Origin of the sequence: Lentibacillus saliphilus (assembly GCF_019093865.1) — a bacterium.
In the GTDB taxonomy this organism is placed as follows: domain Bacteria; phylum Bacillota; class Bacilli; order Bacillales; family Amphibacillaceae; genus Lentibacillus_B; species Lentibacillus_B saliphilus.
The window spans coordinates 36,894-54,196 of sequence record NZ_JABJXD010000012.1; the positions used below are offsets into that span (position 1 = coordinate 36,894).

A 17,303-nucleotide genomic window follows, 5' to 3' on the forward strand; every position below is an offset into this window, starting at 1 on the left:
GAAATGGGGGTTTGCATATGGGAAAGTTTGAACAACATTATGATCGAAAACAAACACGCTCGGTCAAATGGGACACGCTAGAAACGATATTTCAATCAGAAGATGTCCTTCCAATGTGGGTTGCAGATATGGATTTCAGAGCACCCCAAGCCGTTAATGATGCACTAAAAGAACGTGTTGAACACGGAATATATGGTTATACGTGCATTGATGACGATGTAAGAGGTGCGATCGTTAATTGGATTAAAACGAGGCATAATTGGGCGATTCACCCTGACACATTAACATTCAGTCCTGGTGTTGTTACAAGTCTGCATCTTGCTGTTCAGACTTTTACAGAGCCCGGCGATGGCATATTAATTCAAACACCTGTTTATCCACCCTTTTATAACGTCATTCAACAACATGACAGACAAGTGGTCAAAAACCCTCTCATAAAAGAGGATGGCTACTACACAATTGATTTTGACGACTTTGAAGCCAAGTTAAAGCAAGGTATCAAGGCTTTTATTTTATGCTCACCGCATAATCCTGTCGGACGTGTATGGCGAAAAGACGAACTATTAAAAATGGCACAGCTCTGTCTTGAACATGATGTATTAATGATTGCTGATGAAATTCATTGTGACCTTGTCTATCCTGGTTTTAAACACATTCCATTAGCGTCATTGTCACATGACATTTCACAGCAAACCATCACATGTATGTCACCGTCAAAAACCTTTAATTTAGCTGGCTTACAAGCGTCATATATGATCACAGAGAATGAGGACAAACGACAGAAGCTTGATGAAGCTTTTCAAAGGCAAGGGCTTAAAATGCTCAATACAATGGGGAACATCGCCATTGAAGCAGCTTATAAGTATGGGGAAAGCTGGTTAGAGGATCTCATGCAATTACTGCAAGATCATAAATCTTATACGATCAAGCGACTAGAAGAAGAAACAAACAACAGATTAACGGTCCTTGATCCAGAAGGTACATACTTATTATGGATTGATTTCAGCGCACTCAACATGTCGGGTGACGCCTTGAATGACTTTTTGGTTAAGGAAGCTAAGGTTGGCTTAAACCAAGGCTCCGCGTATGGCGAAGAAGGCGAACAATTCATGAGAATTAATATTGCCTGTCCACATCAACTTTTAGAAGAAGGCGTTAATCGAATTATCAAAGCTGTTAATAGCCTGTAATTGAATCAAACAAAAGGTGGCGCTATGTATGTGCCACCTCTTGTTATGGTTTTAGCCTTCTTCCTGTTTTTCGTTAAACTCAGTCGGATCTGTCGGTGACTCTTTATCAGTTGCATCTTCATCGGCTTTTATTGTGCCACAGGCTATTCTAGGGCCGCCATCTCCACCTGGTTGACTCATACCATCATCAGCACGCTCTTGAATAACTAGGGACGTCCCTTCTCCTCGTAATATTGATTTTTTACCATCTAATAGTGTTGCACCTGCCAGTAATAAATCTGCATCGACAAGACCGCCTCCGTCTGCTTCGATATTAGGTAAATCTCCTAGATGAGGGCCATCTGGATGCATAAGACCATGTTCTTTTCCTTCCGGATCGAAGTGATTCCCAGCACTCGTAAAGTCGGGCGCTTCACATTTAGGATATTCATGTACGTGGATGCCATGAAATCCGGGCGTTAAGCCTTCTAACTTAAGCTTTACATTAACACCTTCAGGGGCCTCTGATAATTTTGCCGTCCCAATCATATCACCAGATGCATTGTACATATCGATCGTTCGGGTCGTTTTTTCTTGTTGCTGGCAGGCAGCTAATACAAGTATCAAGAGCAAAAAGCATACACGCATATCGCATACTTCCTTTCGTTGATATGTTTAACACCTTAACCATTTAATATACACAAATAAAAAAACGAAACTAACCTAGAACGGTCAGCTTCGATGCGATTTTCCATGTAATGTTGTATCGTCTTCTGGGCTATGATCATGATGCTGTTTTAACTGCTGTTCATACTGATCATTAAATGCTTGTTCATCTTTTCTTGATTTTTTATAAAAAAAGTACATTGCTGCGACGGCACCAAGCATGAAGATTGTAAGCGAAATAAATGCCGAAATATATTCGGACTTGTCTTCAGGAAAATATAAAAACTCCATCATAAATCATCACGTCCTTCCACAACCCAGTATAGCAAACTGCAGTTAATTAGCCAAACAAGCAGGTTTCTGGCACAATATGAACAAGGAGGGGTATTCATGACACATACATTTCAAACTGGAGATACGGTACGCGCACATTATAGATCAGGCACATACATAGGCAAAATTGTTGAGGATCGTGGTGAACAGTATTTAATTGAAGTCCTCGCAGTTATAAAGCATCCATTGCAAGGTGATATTCATAATTACGGGAAATTAGATGGTGTATTTTTCCATGAACGCAAAGCATTGGCACATTATGAAAAAATGAATGTCAAAAAAGCGGCTGTCCATCCATTTCACGATGAAATTCCCGCTTATGGCGCATCGTTAAAGGAATCTGTCACAAAGCTAAGAGAGAAGCTTACGGACAAGGATACGCCATTCAACCGAAAAGCATTGGAGACACTCGCCAATCTCGAAACACATAGCTATCAAAAAATTTACAACCAATAACACGTGCCATATTCATATGACATTATACATCTATATCTTGTGCAGAAGGAACTTTAATGCGCTTTTTCTTCTGCACAGGCTTGCCGTATAGTTTTGTCGTAATTGCCGGTGCCATATTAAACAATATCATTCCGATAAAAGCTGCTAGCACAACATATATACCAGAAAAAACTTTTATCGCACCTGTCGCAATACTCGCTATAACGACAGAGAATTCTCCTCTGGCACATAAAGACAGGCCTGCTCGAAATGCGACACGGGGAGACAAGCCGTACCATCTTCCTCCGATCGTACCGACAAGAATTTTAGCAATTACAGACCAAATAATAACAACCACGAGTAAAAGAGGTAATGGGATGCCCGCCCCTAAATTAATGGTCGTTCCGAAGTAAACAAAAAACGTGGGAAGCAAAAGGTCTCTAACAGGACTTACGACACCCTCGATTAATTCAATCTTGCGGATTTCCGCCAGCATGACGCCTGCTAAAAATGCACCTAGCACTTCGGATAATCCTAAAAACACTGCTAACCCGCCATACGAAATAGCAATTCCGACCAGCAAGGCAATTTTTAAGTCATCTTCTTCTAGCTTATCTAGAAAGTCTTCAAAATGTCGAAACACTGTTTTCCCAAGAACAATTGCAACTAAGGCAAGTGCAGCAATTTTCCCGAGTAAAACAACTAAATCCAATGTAGAAAATGCATCTCCTGTATTTAAAGCAATCATAATTGCAACCGCTATTGGTGCGACTAAGTCTTCAAAAATCAGTAATCCAAGCATGAATTCTGTTTCAGTATTCGCCATACGTCCTTTATCATCTAACAATTTAGCCGTAATGGACGAGCTCGTTGCATAAGCAATACCACCGATTAAAAAAGCAGTCATAAAATCCATTCCAAAGGCAAACGCAATAAGCATCGTAACCCCGAAACTCAATGCAACGTCGAGCAAGCCGGAGGGCCAAATCTTTTTCGCAATATCACCGAGTCGTTTTGTACTGAATTCTAGCCCTAATAAAAAGAACAAGAGGACAATTGCTACTTCACTTGAAAAATGAAGGAGTTGATTATGGTCCAGTAGTCCAATTAAAGAAATACCAAATAATATATATAAAATGACACTCGGTATTTTAACTTTCAAAGCGATAAACCCAAGTATAAATATCCCGATTAAAATGAGTCCAGCATCAAGTAACGTTGGCAAATTATCGAGCAATACGCATCATCCTTCACCCTTACATAATTTGGATAGAGCCGATATTTGCTCATCTTTTCCAACAGCCATTACAACATCACCTGGCTTTAATGTCGTATCGACTTCTGGAATCGCAATAACATCATCACCGTCAACGATACCGATAATCGTTGCACCTGTATGGTTTCGTATATCTGATTCCTCAATCGTTTTATAAACAAGTGGAGACGTTTCTTTTATTTTCATATAGTCTACGATAATTTGCTTTTTGAACATGCGAATCTTATCAATGTCCGCTGGCTGATACGTGGCTCCTAGTAGTTGGGCCGCCAGCTCTCGTGTTTCATCCGGATTAAGGTCCATAACAAAATCAGCTTCATCCTGATCAGCACTTTCAAAAAAATAAAGCTCTCTTTTACCCGTGTGATGAACAACAATTACCAGCATACTGCCCTCAGCTGCTTTAAACGTAATCTTTTGTCCAATACCAGGTAGTTTAGAAACAGAAATCTTCATACCTTCACCTCGTCAGTCATCATTCAAAAATTAAAAAACAAAAGCCAGAGCTTGGATCCTCCGGCTTTTAATAGGTTATTCTCCTAAATGTTCCTTAATGATTTCAGCAACACCTTGCATGGCATCTTCTTCATCATTGCCGTCAACCGTAACCTTCACTTCAGCCCCTTTAGGGATACCGAGTGACATCACACCCATGATTGACTTTAAGTTAACTGTTCTTCCATTGTATGCGATCTCAACCTCTGATTGGTACTGCCCTGCTTTATTGACTAACAATGTCGCTGGACGAGCATGCACACCTGTTTCTGCAGTAATTGTGAATGTTTGTTCTTTCATGTTTATCCTTCATCCTTCCTCTAGTAGTATGTAATCGTTTTTCTTATTGATCTAAAGCGGTTTTTTACTATAATAACGTCCATCTATATTATAATACAAATATAGTCCCGATGAAACAAATAAGCGATGAAACATGGCGTTAAATTTTCGTAGGGCAGATTATACCCACAAACTTTATGGCTGTCTGTTATTTGTTTTTCTTGTTGGGATATGATAACGTTTATTTGATAACATTATATACCTTGAAGGGAGCATAAAAATGAGTGTACATATTGGTGCAAAACAAGGTGAAATTGCAGATAAAATCCTTTTGCCGGGGGACCCTTTACGGGCAAAATTTATCGCAGATCAATTTTTAGATAACGTTGTTCAATACAATGATGTTCGAGGTATGTATGGATTTACTGGAACGTATAAAGGTGAGCGTGTTTCTGTACAAGGAACAGGTATGGGTGTTCCTTCTATCTCAATTTACGTTAATGAACTCATTCAAAGTTACGACGTTAAAAAATTAATCCGTGTTGGTAGCTGTGGTGCCATTCAAAAAGATATTAAAGTACGTGACGTCATTCTCGCCCAAGGCTCAACAACAGATTCACAAGTGAACAGAATGACATTTGGCGGCATTGATTATGCACCACTCGCTGACTTTGATCTACTCAAAAAGGCTTACGACGTCAGCAATGAAAAAGGCTTAAACGCACAAGTCGGTAATGTGTTTACAAGTGACACATTCTATCGGGATAATGCTAAAGAAGTCAATGAACTTCTCGCTGCCTATAAAGTACTTGCTGTTGAAATGGAAACAACGGCCTTGTATACACTGGCTGCCAAGTTTAACCGCCAAGCATTATCAATTCTCACTGTTTCTGACCATATTTTAACAGGTGAAGAAACGACTGCAGAAGAAAGACAAACAACCTTCAACGACATGATGGAAATCGCGCTAGATACGATTATTAAATAAACCACCATGTATAAAAAAATGAGGCTGTTCCAATCAACAATTGGGATAGCCTATTTTTTATGTTTTTTTTCATCTAAACCACACGATTGTTAACCATTTATTTTTGGTGGTTGACAATGTCCTCTGAATCATTTTAAATATAGAGATAGAAAGGGGAATTAAAATGAAATTTAAAGCAATTGATCTCACGTTTGGAGCTGTATTCGTCTGCTTAATGGCTATTGGCGCAAATATTACAGCTTGGTTTCCAATACTCGCCATTCCGATAGGTGGAGCGAGTGTGCCTTTATCTCTACAAACATTCTTCGCAATACTGACTGGACTCATGCTAGGTAGACGACGCGCATTTATGGCTATGATGGCCTACGTCCTAATTGGGGTTGCTGGAGTACCTGTATTTGCAGGCTTACAAGCTGGGCCAATGCAGCTCCTCACACCAACTGGCGGATTTATTTTGTCATTTATCTTAGTTGCAACGGCCGTTGGGTGGATCGCAGAAAAAAGTAAAACATCGTCTTTAGGCATTTATATATTCGCAGCGATCATCGGACTTATTATTAATTATGGCATTGGCGTTAATTTTATGTATCTGGCAATGAACAATTGGCTTGAAATCAATATTTCTTACGGATTGGCATGGGGAAGCATGATCCCATTCATCATTAAGGATGGTGCCATGGCACTTTTGGCTGCTGTGTTTATGGTGCAAATCACAGCTAGAATGCCAGCCCATTGGATGCAAATTCACACACATTAATGCTTGTGTCTTTTCATATGCTGACAGTGAATACGTGTATTATTCAATTAGGAAAGTGACAACACTAACAACTGCTATTATGCTTTATTACTTAATTGTGCTAAACTGATCCTATCAAAAGTCGTAAATAAAGCATCATAGAAAGGACGTTGCCAAACGAATGAATGTGTTATTCAACTTTCCATTAATCGCAGCCTTGGCCGCGATTATCTTTGCTCAAGTGGTAAAAATACCGATTCGCTTTGCTGTCACACGTGAGTTCAAACCGAATCTTGCTTTTAGTACTGGTGGAATGCCGAGTAGTCATTCTGCAGCTGTATCGGCACTGACAACAGGCATCGGCTTAATCGATGGGGTAACGAGCACGATATTTGCTGTGTCTTGTGTATTTAGTATTATCATTATGTTTGACGCATCTGGAGTCAGACGGCAAGCCGGAGAGCATGCAATATTGCTAAACCAGCTCATTAAAGACTTTCAATACTTTGTTGGTGAAGCTAAAGATTGGCAAAGAAAGGCCGATTATGAAAAGCGCAAAGAGTTAAAAGAGCTCCTTGGCCATCAACCCATTGAAGTATTCTTTGGCAGTGTAACTGGTATTGTAATTGCCCTTGTACTTTACAACTTTTATTAAAAAACGAGCGTTTCCGATATGGTGAGCCCATATGGAATCGCTCGTTTTTTTATGGTTAATAATGTTCCTCTCTAAAGACCTGCAATGCTTCTTTTTCATTCAGCTGAATCAGGTCTTCTTCCGTTAGTTGTCCATCACCCATTTTAATAACATAGACGTCAACTTCTTTTTTACCCCATTCGGAATAAACGTCTTCTACAGTAGGGTAATAGAGGTCGATTTTATTGCCCGTGATCGCACCGCCTTTATCTGCAACAACGCCATAGCCGTATTCAGGAATGAATAAAATCGTTCCTAAAGGATAGATGTTTAAATCAGCCGCAATTGTAGAATAGAGATCGCGCTTCACCTTTATTCCCGAATAGGTAATCCCATATTGTGGATGATCAGGTGTCTTTCCTGTGGATTCAACACCTGCCGTATAGCCCGTTGCGACGACTTTTCTACTCGGATATTTAGATAAATCAAGTGTATCCTCTAATGAGAGTGGTTCGTCTGCTCCATCTTCTCGTTCCAAATTGGGCATATCTTTTAAAGCTAATGCTATTTTTCTATCTTTATATGATTGAACAGTTGACACAGCAATAGGCTCACGTGAATGAATCAACGTCCGGACGTCTGATGCTGTCATATTCGTCACAAAAGTAAAGGTTGAATATAACGCAGCAAAGAATAACATCGTTATCGCACAATGTTTGAACACATGTATTAATTTCAATGATAACACCTCTCTGGATGTCATCATCTCCATAAAGATACATTTTTATTCATTTAAAACATTTGATAACCGCTTTTTCTGAGACGTTTAATGACTATACCTGATACAATCGTACCGATAAGACCTGATAAAAACACAATATAGTCAAAAGTTCCAATACCGCTTAGCCTCTCCCATGCTGCACTAAACGCGGATTTAGGACTTGTAACGTATGTAAATGTTGAAATTCCATCAATCATCATAATAATGATGAAGATGTACAAAAACGACATCAACCACGTACGTCTTAGGAGCATATTAAAAATAAATGCCAGCCCAAAGAACATAATAAAAAACAATAAAACCTCTACAAATGCCTGTATCATCAATATTCCCCCTCCCGCTTATCCACCCTATATTTTATATCACGAACCGAAAAAAGCAAAGGCAAGTAACTTATGCCTTTGCTTTTCTATTCATACGACTTAATAAAAAATGTTAAACTTACCTTTTTTCAACAATAAACCAATTCCACCTAGTTTAAAGAGGTAACGATTATCAATCACTTTTTTCATGACCGTCGCTTTCCATCCAAAAATCTTTGTATTGTCAAATATAACACCGATCGCATCGTTGTGACCAAGAGATGCAACTGTTCCCTTTAAATCTGGCTCAAACGGTTCCATCTCTTCTCCGCGAACCATTGCTTTAATATTTTTTGCAATAAGCTCTGCTTCTTGAATGGCAATTTGAGCTGTTGGCGGATATGGTCTACCCGTTGATTCATCCATAATTAATGCACAATCGCCAACAACAAATACATCGTCATAATCTGGTGCACGCATATCGTCGCGTACTTCAACCTTACCTCTGTTTGTTGTAAAGCCAGAGTTTTCAACAATGCTGTTAGCCTTAACGCCAGCTGCCCATACAGTTGTTAACGTTGGTACTTCTTCTTGAACACCGTCTTTTTCATAGACAATCTTATCTGCTTCACACTTTTTAAGCATCGCACCAGTTATGAATTCAACACCACGAGCTTCTAATGAATTCATCGCGTATTCAGCTAATTGTGGATCAAAACCTGGCATAATAGATGGTGCACCTTCAACGTTTATAATACGAACTTGAGCTGGGTCAATGTCATACTCACGGCATAATTTAGGAACGCGGTTTGCTAGTTCACCAACAAATTCAATACCCGTAAAACCACCGCCACCTACAACGATGTTTAAACGGCCTTCGTGATGGTCTGCTTCATTATGATACTTCGCAAACGTATATTCTAAGTGATCACGCAATAAACGTGCACTGTTAATATTATTAATCATAAATGCATGCTCTTCTAAACCAGGTATGCCAAAGGTCGCTGCCTCAAAACCTAGTCCAACAACGAGAATGTCGTAATCCAATTCTCCATAAGCGAGCTGTACTTTCTTTTTGTCAGGATTAATCGAAACAACCGAGTCCTGCACGAATTTTACTTTGCTGAAATTGACGACATCCCGAATTGGGATACGTGTATCGTCATGATGACGTGTGCCAGCAGCATTCTCATGTAGCCAAGTCGCTTGGTAGTGATAGTCATTTTTGTTGACCAATGTAATTGTGGCTTCATTAACACCTAGCGCCTTTTGCAGCTTGACAGTCGTCATGATTCCCCCATAGCCTGCACCCAAAATTACGATGTTTGGATTCTTCACTGTCTCATCACCTATCTGTCTTTTTTTATATGTGTTCGGCTCTATCCATGTGAGATCGTTCACGTAATAAAACGTATTGATCTATGAGCGACCCGTTTTGGTACAAAGTGCAAATGAACGAACATGGCTACATGTCGAAAAATGTTCACTTGATTGTAATAGAACCGTAATACATTTTCCATTGATAATATTAGCTTGTCCTGGGCAAGGTTGCAACCCTTTATTAAGTTTTTGTAAAAATTAGTTACATATTTAAGCTATCTATGATGTTTAAACCGAATGCTGTGCAAGTTTCAACATCAATATGGTAATATTAACATGGTATGCTCATTTCAAAAAAAGGGGGGTCATTCGTGACTGATAAATTAGTTGATATTACAATTCTCGGAGCAGGTCCTGCCGGGTTATTTACTGCCTTTTATGGCGGTATGCGTGATGCAAGTGTTAAAATTATTGAAAGCTTACCTCATACAGGGGGACAATTAACTGCCTTGTATCCTGAGAAATATATATATGATGTTGCTGGATTTCCAAAAATTAGAGCCCAACAGCTCGTGGACAATTTAGAAGAACAGCTTAGTCTTTTCAACCCAGACATTGTATTAGGACAAGCAATCGATCATGTTGAAAAACGTGATGATGGCACATTCGTGCTGACATCAAATACAGGAGAAAAGCATTATACAAGAACGATTATTATTACAGCTGGTAACGGGGCCTTTCAACCAAGACGGCTTAAAATTGATGGCTGTGATCGATTTGAAGACACCAATCTTCACTATCATGTTAAAGATATGAATTATTATAAAGATCAGCATGTTGCCCTGCTTGGTGGGGGCGATTCAGCAGTCGACTGGGCTTTGATGCTAGAGCCAATTGCTAAAACCGTCACACTCATCCACCGCCGTGATGAGTTCAGAGCACACGAAAGCAGTGTCGCTCAACTTAAAGCGTCCACAGTGAACATTCTAACGCCATATGTCCCAATTGCGATCAATGGGGATGATCAAATTGAACAAATCACTCTTGAACAAGTAAAAGGTGATGATACCATTACATTAGATGTTGATTCTGTTCTTTGCAATTATGGTTTTATCTCATCACTTGGACCAATCAAAGACTGGGGACTAGACATCGAAAAAAACAGCATCGTCGTTAATACAAAGATGGAAACGAATATACCTGGTATATATGCCGCCGGTGATATTACGACATATCCTGGAAAAATAAAGCTCATTGCAACTGGATTTGGCGAAGGCCCAACAGCTGTTAATAATGCCAAACAGTACATTGATCCGAAAGCACGGGTTCAGCCGAAGCATTCAACGAGCATGTTTTAATACGTACATGCATATTAAATTTCTGCATCACCTTGATTAAGGGGGATGCAGATTTTTTTATTCCATAAACACCTCTTAAGGCATCGAGGCAGCTTCTTTCAAGGCAGGCAAATTTTTGATTTCAATGTCTCGTTGTCCGTTTTGTAAAATCCAGCCATTTGTCTGAAATTGCGCCAGCCGTCGACTAATCGTCTCTTGCGTTGTTCCTAAATGTGACGCAAGCTCTTTCTTGCTCATTGGTAATCTGAGTGCCATTCTATTTTGCAGCATCGCCTGTTCAACTAAATAATGTGCTGTTCGCGCTTCAGCGTCTTTAACACTTAACTGTCCAACAAGCTTCTCAGTTTGATCTAAGCGGTCACTGAACTGTTCAAGAATCTTCATAGCAATAGACGGATGATCCTGCATCAAATTTTGAATATCATGGCGATGAATGGTGCAAATGTCCGTCGTCGTCATTGCTTCCGCATAGCTGTCAACAACTTTTTGAGTAAACAATGCTAATTCTCCCATAAACTCGCCTGGTTCAAGAATACGGATCAATTGTTCTTTACCTGATTCATATAAATAATAGATCTTTACACGCCCTTTATGAACAATATGCAAGTAATCGAGCGTGTCACCAGCCTGGTGAATGATGTCCCCCTTGCTATAATGCTTGTGTCTACTCAATTTCACGATTTTGAGCATGTCGTCTGTCTCCAAATGGTTAAAAAAAGGAACTTTTGTCACACAGAGCTGACTCACACATGCTGGCTGAACATCTTTACCATTTTTCTTCAACTTTTTTCACCTCTTCCATATAACAAAACCGGTACACGTCATATGTACCGGTTGTTATGCAAACTGAAAGGCTTTTAGCACTTTTCGGGCGTACCCTCATATTCCTTTGCTTTAAAGGATGACCCACAGCCACATGATACAATGGCGTTCGGATTATCAATTGCAAATCCGCCACCCATCATGTTTTGTTTAAAATCTATCGTTGTACCTTCTATAATCGGTATATCCTGTTTAAAGATCACGACAGGAATTCCGTTGATGTCGTCAATCATATCCAACTCTTCGTTCACATCGTAATCAAAGCCGAGGGTATACGACAATCCGCTACAACCTCCACCTTGAATGCCGAACCTTAAGCGCACGCCAGCCTCTTCTTCCTTCATCATTTCTAGAACTTGATCTCGCGCCCGATCTGTTAATGTGATCGTCATATGCACCAACCTCCTCTTATTCGCTTATCATTTAAGTATACAATGAGCCCTATAACCATTCAATCATTTAAACTTACCAGCTTATTAATTGTAAAGCTATTTCTGAACAACCCCAAGCTCATCCAACGCTTTATAAACCGTTTTCAACCTTGGTATCCCCTCTCCAACCATATCCTCGTTCACACATACAATTGGATAAAATAAATCCTCTTCAATAATACGGTCAACAAATTGTTGGTGTTCCTCATTAGCTTGTGGCTCATCAATATCGACATACTCATAAGCAATGTTACGATCTTCATACTTTCGACCAATGGCAGCCTGAAGCCACTCATATGTGTCCTTTGACCCAGGTGCGCCGACACAGCTTGCACATATTTGATCTCTTCCATATACAGTAATCAATACATTGTTCACGATTATATATCCCCTTTATATTTAATTCCGTTTACCGGATCGTCCTCCCACTTCATCAAAAAATTCAATAGTTAGTTTCATTTTACAAAAGAATCATTTAAAGTTAAAATAAAAGCAACCAATTGATTAGTGTTCTCAATTAGACATAGATTTTTCAGGCGATACAGCTTATAATATAGATAGTGGAAAGGAGAGATCAGTGATGAAAGAACAAGTACAAGAAGTGTTGAATAAATTACGTCCATTTTTACTTCGTGATGGTGGCGATGTTGAGCTTGTTGACGTTGATGAAGACGGTATCGTACTTCTCCGGTTGATGGGCGCATGTGGCAATTGCCCAAGTTCTACAATTACATTAAAAGCAGGAATTGAACGCGCACTAATGGCAGAGGTTCCTGGCGTAACTGAAATTGAACAAGTATTCTAATCAGACATTAAAATAACCAGACGTTCTTTGCGAGCGTCTGGTTTTTGATGTGTCTTTACTTTACTTGTGTCAATGGACCTTCCCCCTGGAAAACGCCCTTAACATTATCAAAGCATAGGTTAAGCATTTCCCAACGCGTCTCATGGCTAGCTGAACCGATATGTGGTATACACACAACATTATCGAGACTGAGTAATGGATGGTCAGATCGTATTGGCTCACTTTCAAACACGTCCAAACCAGCTGCATGAATTGTTTTATTTTTCAACGCTTCATATAGAGCTGCTTCATCAACGGTTCGTCCACGAGATGCATTAATGAATATAGCCGATGACTTCATCTTGGCAAAAGCAGCCTCATCAAAGAGCTGTTCTGATTGTTTATTAAGTGGTAAAAGTGCAACGACATAATCAGATGTTTCCAGTAACTCTGAAAAGGAAACATACGCAGCACCGAGCTCTTGCTCTGCCACTTCTTTACGCGTGCGGTTATGATATTGAATGGTCATCCCGAAGCCTTTTGCACGTCTTGCTACAGCCTCACCAATCCGTCCCATACCGACAATTCCAATCGTTTTATGATGGATGTCCTGACCAGCTAATAAAAATGGTCCCCAATTACGCCACTGATCAGCTTTTATAAATTCACTAGCCTCAACAATCCGACGTGCCGTTGCCATTAATAAAGCAAACGTTAAATCAGCTGTCGTTTCTGTCAACACATCTGGTGTATTTGTTACGATGATGTCTTTTTCTGCAGCTGATTGCAAATCAATATTGTCATAGCCTACTGCATTATTTGCAATCACACGTAATTTTGGACTTTGCTCAATCAATTCCGCATCGATACGATCTGACAGCATACAAATTAATGCATCTGCATGTTTACAATTGTCTAGTAGAATGTCTCGCGAAACAGGTACATTCGCTTCACGCCACATGCTGATGTTAAAATGCGCTTTGTATGGCTCCATAATTTCTTCTGGTATACGTCGTGTAATGTAAATGTTTGGTTTTGTCATAGCTGTGCCTCCAATATACCTTTTATAACCAGTTTACCACAGGCAAATCAAATGAACGACCAGCACACCCAAATTCCGAAAAAAAGCGACCAAGTTTTTCTTCGTATGCCGTCTGATTTTCTAGAAGAGATGTCAACTGGTCGGAAATGTCAGTTCGGTCCTCCACTTTAAATCCTTCACCTATCACATCTAATATATGCATTGGCATTAACAGTCTCGCATATAAGCTGCGCCATGCCAATATAGATAATGGGCGAATGGATTGATAGTCTGTTAAAAACTGACGAGCGCGATGTTCACCCTGATGATCAAATAACAAGTACTGTCTCACAATCTCAGCCAAATCTCTCGTTCCGTGATCATATACAAGTTCATAAGGCCAAATAATGCCTGCATCAATTTGACCTGTATAACGTTGAAAGGCAATTGTTCCACGATCAAAGTCATTCATTCGTAATTCGTCCTCACTTTCCTGAATATATTGAATCGCATTTTCGCTCATTCCAACAATGTATGGCAGATGGTCAAGCAGGACATTCATATAAGTAGACCCATCTTCTGCTGCAACCTGATCCATGATTTGCTCATACAAATCAAGCTTATTCATCCATAATTGTTTCCAAACGCCATAGCTTGAGATGTGATTTGGTTCATAGTCGTAAGTCGCTCCTATTTGATGGAATTGAGCAAGCGCGTAACCTGGCGAACGGTAATTTCTTGGTGATGATTGAACGGCATAAATGACGACATATCGTCTATCTTTGTATAACGTGAACCACTCACCATGGATGTTTTGCATGAAACGGGCAATAGATGACCATCCTTGATCAAATAAAAAATGTGAAAGTACCGCCTGTTCCAGATAGATTGCTTCCTTGTTGTCGGATGGAATGATAAGATAGATATATTCACCGTCCGTTAACACATCACGACCGGATATTCTAACGGTATGTGTAACAGATACACCATAGTAATTCATAAGCAAATCTTGCACCAAGATCCCTCCTCAAGATTTTAGTAATATATATGACTAAACGAATCAAGAAAGAAGAGGTGCTGAAACATGAATGAAAACACACAGCAAAGTAACCTAGAGGCAAAAGCGCGACAATGGTTAGAAGAAAGAGGTGTCAGCCTTAATGACATCGCTGAACTTGTATATTATTTACAAGCTAATTATCATGAAGATTTAAAAATGGAGGAATGTCTGTACAACGTTGATCGGGTTTTAACTAAACGTGAAGTGCAAAATGCGATTTTGACAGGGATTCAACTCGACAGGTTGGCCGAAGAAGGCAAGCTGGATAGCCCGCTTCAAGAAACCATCGGCGTCGATGAAAGTTTATACGGCATTGATGAAGTGATCGCCTTTTCAATTGTTAACGTCTATGGCTCAATTGGCTTTACAAATTATGGATATATCGATAAACAGAAGCCAGGTATTTTAAAGCGACTGAATGATAAATCAACCGGAGAATGTCATACGTTCCTAGATGACATCGTCGGCGCTATAGCTGCAGCGGCATCAAGTCGTTTGGCCCACGCAACAGCAGACGATGCACTTATTGATGACTAAGCCCATTAGAAAAACCGGGGCAGGACCATTCGAGGTCAGCTCCGGTTTTTATAGTTTTTTAATAAAGCAGCACAGCTCCGTTTTCACGTTTTCGTAAATGCGTTAGCCACACCTAGCTCATTATTCAAATACGTCTTAATATATGTACTAAACGTTCCTAACCTCTGTCTATATTTCGCCAAAACTTGAAAAATGAGTTCATGATCAATCGTTACATAATCTTGAACGACCATTTTACGTAGATCAATTACAGCGATATAGCCGTCTTTGTCTGCCTCTGGTAAGACACCTTCATCAACCATAATATGAATGATGTCATGATAACTACCAGGATCACGCATTATAAAGCCATCAATCATCATATTACCAACATCGAGCATAGACTCAATGAGCATTTGTGTCAGCCGCTCCAAAGCTAGCTGATCAATTTCCGTTTCAAATGCCTTGCCTCTGTCGAATAATACGAGCAATGAATCAATGTATTCCAGCAGGTCGTCAATTTTTTTTCGTTCTACAAAATACATGATGTCCCCTCCATTATTGTTGCATCATACACATACTATATTTTAACATAAACAGTATGATTATTAGAGCAAATAGTGGTATAGTGAACAAAACGGATCATAAAAAAGGGGGCACTTTTAACATGGACCAATCCTTCGATCTCATCCAAGATAAAACCATTTCCAAAGACGTTCGTTATGTCAGTGTCATGGGAAACTACAAACGATATGACTTTGCTTTTATGCCGTATGCTGAAGATATGGCAAAGAGTATCGTCATTGATTTATCAAAAAATCGGTACGCCATCCTCGATCAAAGTGACGTGGAACAAAGAGATATTGCACATCTATTTCAAGTGTCGGGAATGGAAGCCGATGAACTGTGTGCGTTTTTAAAAGACGTTCTATAGACACCATTAAAGGCCTTCAGAGGTGCCGAATAACGCGCGGGACACTGGAGGCCTTTTTATTTATCTAAGCCTAGACAAATTATATTTTTAAGTTTCCTCTACTTCATAGTGCCTGACGACTCGATAATCAAGCAGCCGATCGATTAATGTTTGCTTGTCCTTGGTAAAAAGTGCGAACGCTTGTCCAATCCCTAGACATAAAAGTGAAAGGATATTCAAGAAAAACTTTCCACTCGCTTTGCTAAAGGCAATTCTTTCTTCAAATTCGCCAACAACCTTTAGTTTAACGAGATTCTTGCCTATCGTTGCTTGCAGAAGACTACTTTCTAGCACAGAGTAGTACAACCAAAAAATGATGATGATGATAGATGTTTGAATAACCCAATAGTTTATGGCATACGCCTCAGCAGGTCGATCTGAAAATAATAACGTTGTGATAGCAACTGCGCCATAGGGCACTATTTTAACAAAATAAAGACAAAAAGAGACGATACTCGCATCAATAACCCACGCCGCCAACCTTAACCAGAATCCAGCCGGGACCGTTTCCTCTTCCTGCTTAAACGCTCTATAAACTGTAATCGCCAACACTTCCCTCCCTGTTTAAAGCTGTTAGCCGGTCCGTTACGCCTTTACGGATTGGATACAGTCAATAACCTTATCCCTTTTCGCGACAACAAACTTGTGAGCAATACCCTCTGCTGTTGTGACAGTCATGGCGTTGGATATGAAACCCATTGACTTTGACTTTTCGATCATACGAATCTGATCGAGGAGAATGTCTAAATCATCTTTCTGAATATTAATCGAATGTGGTTTGAAATATAGACGTTCGTTTGTTACATACAGTCTACCACCTACCATTTCAAGCCCTCGCTTTAAGTTTGCTCCTGTCTTAAGATGCTCTTGCTCCCCTTTGTTCCACTCCATAATATTTCACTCCTTTATTTTTACGGCAGATCC

General features: G+C 39.7%; 25 protein-coding genes. 9 read left to right on the top strand and 16 right to left on the bottom strand.

Annotated features, from left to right (window positions below; all coding sequences use genetic code 11):
- Positions 1 to 17 precede the first annotated feature (17 nt).
- Positions 18 to 1,190 carry a MalY/PatB family protein gene (locus HPC67_RS14285; protein WP_217589170.1) on the top strand — a complete coding sequence of 391 codons (1,173 nt, stop codon included), beginning with the start codon at positions 18 to 20 and terminating at the stop codon, positions 1,188 to 1,190.
- Between the two features lie 51 nt (positions 1,191 to 1,241).
- On the opposite strand, the gene HPC67_RS14290 is transcribed toward HPC67_RS14285, so the two are convergent.
- Together HPC67_RS14290 and HPC67_RS14295 are read right to left on the bottom strand one after the other, a co-directional pair.
- The gene (locus HPC67_RS14290; protein ID WP_217589172.1) at positions 1,242 to 1,817 is read right to left on the bottom strand and encodes a superoxide dismutase family protein; all 576 of its coding nucleotides are present in this window, start codon (positions 1,815 to 1,817) and stop codon (positions 1,242 to 1,244) included.
- Positions 1,818 to 1,901: 84 nt separating this feature from the next.
- Positions 1,902 to 2,129 carry a hypothetical protein gene (locus HPC67_RS14295; RefSeq protein ID WP_217589175.1) on the bottom strand — a complete coding sequence of 76 codons (228 nt, stop codon included), beginning with the start codon at positions 2,127 to 2,129 and terminating at the stop codon, positions 1,902 to 1,904.
- A gap of 96 nt (positions 2,130 to 2,225) precedes the next feature.
- Here HPC67_RS14295 and kapB point away from each other — a divergent pair, with 96 nt between their 5' ends.
- Positions 2,226 to 2,624: a kinase-associated lipoprotein KapB gene (gene kapB, locus HPC67_RS14300; RefSeq protein ID WP_217589176.1), complete on the top strand. Its 399-nt coding sequence runs from the start codon at positions 2,226 to 2,228 to the stop codon at positions 2,622 to 2,624.
- Between the two features lie 22 nt (positions 2,625 to 2,646).
- Here kapB and HPC67_RS14305 read toward each other — a convergent pair whose 3' ends face one another.
- From HPC67_RS14305 to HPC67_RS14315, 3 genes are all read right to left on the bottom strand, one after another.
- Entirely contained in the window at positions 2,647 to 3,840 is a 1,194-nt protein-coding gene (locus tag HPC67_RS14305; protein WP_217589185.1) for a cation:proton antiporter, read from the bottom strand.
- A gap of 6 nt (positions 3,841 to 3,846) precedes the next feature.
- Positions 3,847 to 4,335, bottom strand: coding sequence for a cation:proton antiporter regulatory subunit (locus HPC67_RS14310; protein WP_217589186.1), 489 nt, complete (start codon positions 4,333 to 4,335; stop codon positions 3,847 to 3,849).
- A gap of 75 nt (positions 4,336 to 4,410) precedes the next feature.
- Positions 4,411 to 4,674 carry a phosphocarrier protein HPr gene (locus tag HPC67_RS14315; protein ID WP_217589188.1) on the bottom strand — a complete coding sequence of 88 codons (264 nt, stop codon included), beginning with the start codon at positions 4,672 to 4,674 and terminating at the stop codon, positions 4,411 to 4,413.
- Positions 4,675 to 4,933: 259 nt separating this feature from the next.
- Here HPC67_RS14315 and deoD point away from each other — a divergent pair, with 259 nt between their 5' ends.
- From deoD to HPC67_RS14330, 3 genes are all read left to right on the top strand, one after another.
- The gene (gene deoD, locus HPC67_RS14320; protein ID WP_217589195.1) at positions 4,934 to 5,641 is read left to right on the top strand and encodes a purine-nucleoside phosphorylase; all 708 of its coding nucleotides are present in this window, start codon (positions 4,934 to 4,936) and stop codon (positions 5,639 to 5,641) included.
- A 163-nt stretch (positions 5,642 to 5,804) separates the two neighbouring features.
- Positions 5,805 to 6,398 (top strand): biotin transporter BioY, encoded by a 594-nt coding sequence (locus HPC67_RS14325; RefSeq protein WP_217589196.1) that lies wholly within the window; start codon positions 5,805 to 5,807, stop codon positions 6,396 to 6,398.
- A 160-nt stretch (positions 6,399 to 6,558) separates the two neighbouring features.
- On the top strand, positions 6,559 to 7,032 hold the full coding sequence (locus HPC67_RS14330; protein WP_217589197.1) for a divergent PAP2 family protein: 474 nt from the start codon (positions 6,559 to 6,561) through the stop codon (positions 7,030 to 7,032).
- 55 nt (positions 7,033 to 7,087) lie between these two features.
- Here the strand turns inward: HPC67_RS14330 and HPC67_RS14335 are convergent, their stop codons facing one another.
- The 3 genes from HPC67_RS14335 to HPC67_RS14345 all read right to left on the bottom strand — a co-directional run bounded on the left by HPC67_RS14335 (position 7,088) and on the right by HPC67_RS14345 (position 9,432).
- Complete coding sequence (locus HPC67_RS14335) at positions 7,088 to 7,750, bottom strand: 3D domain-containing protein (protein WP_425514323.1); 663 nt, start codon at positions 7,748 to 7,750, stop codon at positions 7,088 to 7,090.
- 53 nt (positions 7,751 to 7,803) lie between these two features.
- Positions 7,804 to 8,115 (bottom strand): YuiB family protein, encoded by a 312-nt coding sequence (locus HPC67_RS14340; RefSeq protein ID WP_217589201.1) that lies wholly within the window; start codon positions 8,113 to 8,115, stop codon positions 7,804 to 7,806.
- A 99-nt stretch (positions 8,116 to 8,214) separates the two neighbouring features.
- The gene (locus HPC67_RS14345) at positions 8,215 to 9,432 is read right to left on the bottom strand and encodes an NAD(P)/FAD-dependent oxidoreductase (protein WP_217589210.1); all 1,218 of its coding nucleotides are present in this window, start codon (positions 9,430 to 9,432) and stop codon (positions 8,215 to 8,217) included.
- A gap of 323 nt (positions 9,433 to 9,755) precedes the next feature.
- Between HPC67_RS14345 and HPC67_RS14350 the strand changes: the two genes are divergently transcribed.
- Positions 9,756 to 10,772, top strand: coding sequence for an NAD(P)/FAD-dependent oxidoreductase (locus HPC67_RS14350; protein ID WP_246570147.1), 1,017 nt, complete (start codon positions 9,756 to 9,758; stop codon positions 10,770 to 10,772).
- 75 nt (positions 10,773 to 10,847) lie between these two features.
- Here HPC67_RS14350 and HPC67_RS14355 read toward each other — a convergent pair whose 3' ends face one another.
- The 3 genes from HPC67_RS14355 to HPC67_RS14365 all read right to left on the bottom strand — a co-directional run bounded on the left by HPC67_RS14355 (position 10,848) and on the right by HPC67_RS14365 (position 12,403).
- Positions 10,848 to 11,555 (bottom strand): Crp/Fnr family transcriptional regulator, encoded by a 708-nt coding sequence (locus HPC67_RS14355; protein ID WP_246570148.1) that lies wholly within the window; start codon positions 11,553 to 11,555, stop codon positions 10,848 to 10,850.
- Positions 11,556 to 11,629: 74 nt separating this feature from the next.
- A complete protein-coding gene (locus HPC67_RS14360; protein WP_217589214.1) occupies positions 11,630 to 11,986 on the bottom strand; it encodes a HesB/IscA family protein in 357 nt (118 codons plus the stop codon).
- 96 nt (positions 11,987 to 12,082) lie between these two features.
- Positions 12,083 to 12,403 (bottom strand): YuzD family protein, encoded by a 321-nt coding sequence (locus tag HPC67_RS14365; RefSeq protein WP_217589216.1) that lies wholly within the window; start codon positions 12,401 to 12,403, stop codon positions 12,083 to 12,085.
- A 202-nt stretch (positions 12,404 to 12,605) separates the two neighbouring features.
- On the opposite strand from HPC67_RS14365, the gene HPC67_RS14370 reads away from it, so the two are divergent.
- Positions 12,606 to 12,830 (top strand): NifU family protein, encoded by a 225-nt coding sequence (locus HPC67_RS14370; protein ID WP_217589218.1) that lies wholly within the window; start codon positions 12,606 to 12,608, stop codon positions 12,828 to 12,830.
- A 55-nt stretch (positions 12,831 to 12,885) separates the two neighbouring features.
- Here HPC67_RS14370 and HPC67_RS14375 read toward each other — a convergent pair whose 3' ends face one another.
- A complete protein-coding gene (locus tag HPC67_RS14375) occupies positions 12,886 to 13,851 on the bottom strand; it encodes a 2-hydroxyacid dehydrogenase (protein ID WP_217589221.1) in 966 nt (321 codons plus the stop codon).
- A 22-nt stretch (positions 13,852 to 13,873) separates the two neighbouring features.
- Positions 13,874 to 14,845: a protein kinase family protein gene (locus tag HPC67_RS14380; protein ID WP_217589230.1), complete on the bottom strand. Its 972-nt coding sequence runs from the start codon at positions 14,843 to 14,845 to the stop codon at positions 13,874 to 13,876.
- 69 nt (positions 14,846 to 14,914) lie between these two features.
- Between HPC67_RS14380 and HPC67_RS14385 the strand changes: the two genes are divergently transcribed.
- Entirely contained in the window at positions 14,915 to 15,427 is a 513-nt protein-coding gene (locus HPC67_RS14385) for a phosphatidylglycerophosphatase A family protein (RefSeq protein ID WP_217589232.1), read from the top strand.
- An 83-nt stretch (positions 15,428 to 15,510) separates the two neighbouring features.
- On the opposite strand, the gene HPC67_RS14390 is transcribed toward HPC67_RS14385, so the two are convergent.
- A complete protein-coding gene (locus HPC67_RS14390) occupies positions 15,511 to 15,951 on the bottom strand; it encodes a DUF86 domain-containing protein (protein ID WP_217589234.1) in 441 nt (146 codons plus the stop codon).
- 122 nt (positions 15,952 to 16,073) lie between these two features.
- On the opposite strand from HPC67_RS14390, the gene HPC67_RS14395 reads away from it, so the two are divergent.
- On the top strand, positions 16,074 to 16,340 hold the full coding sequence (locus tag HPC67_RS14395; protein ID WP_217589242.1) for an SAV0927 family protein: 267 nt from the start codon (positions 16,074 to 16,076) through the stop codon (positions 16,338 to 16,340).
- Positions 16,341 to 16,427: 87 nt separating this feature from the next.
- Here HPC67_RS14395 and HPC67_RS14400 read toward each other — a convergent pair whose 3' ends face one another.
- Positions 16,428 to 16,928: an RDD family protein gene (locus tag HPC67_RS14400; RefSeq protein ID WP_217589244.1), complete on the bottom strand. Its 501-nt coding sequence runs from the start codon at positions 16,926 to 16,928 to the stop codon at positions 16,428 to 16,430.
- 36 nt (positions 16,929 to 16,964) lie between these two features.
- Entirely contained in the window at positions 16,965 to 17,270 is a 306-nt protein-coding gene (locus HPC67_RS14405; RefSeq protein ID WP_217589252.1) for a GRAM domain-containing protein, read from the bottom strand.
- Positions 17,271 to 17,303: the final 33 nt, after the last annotated feature.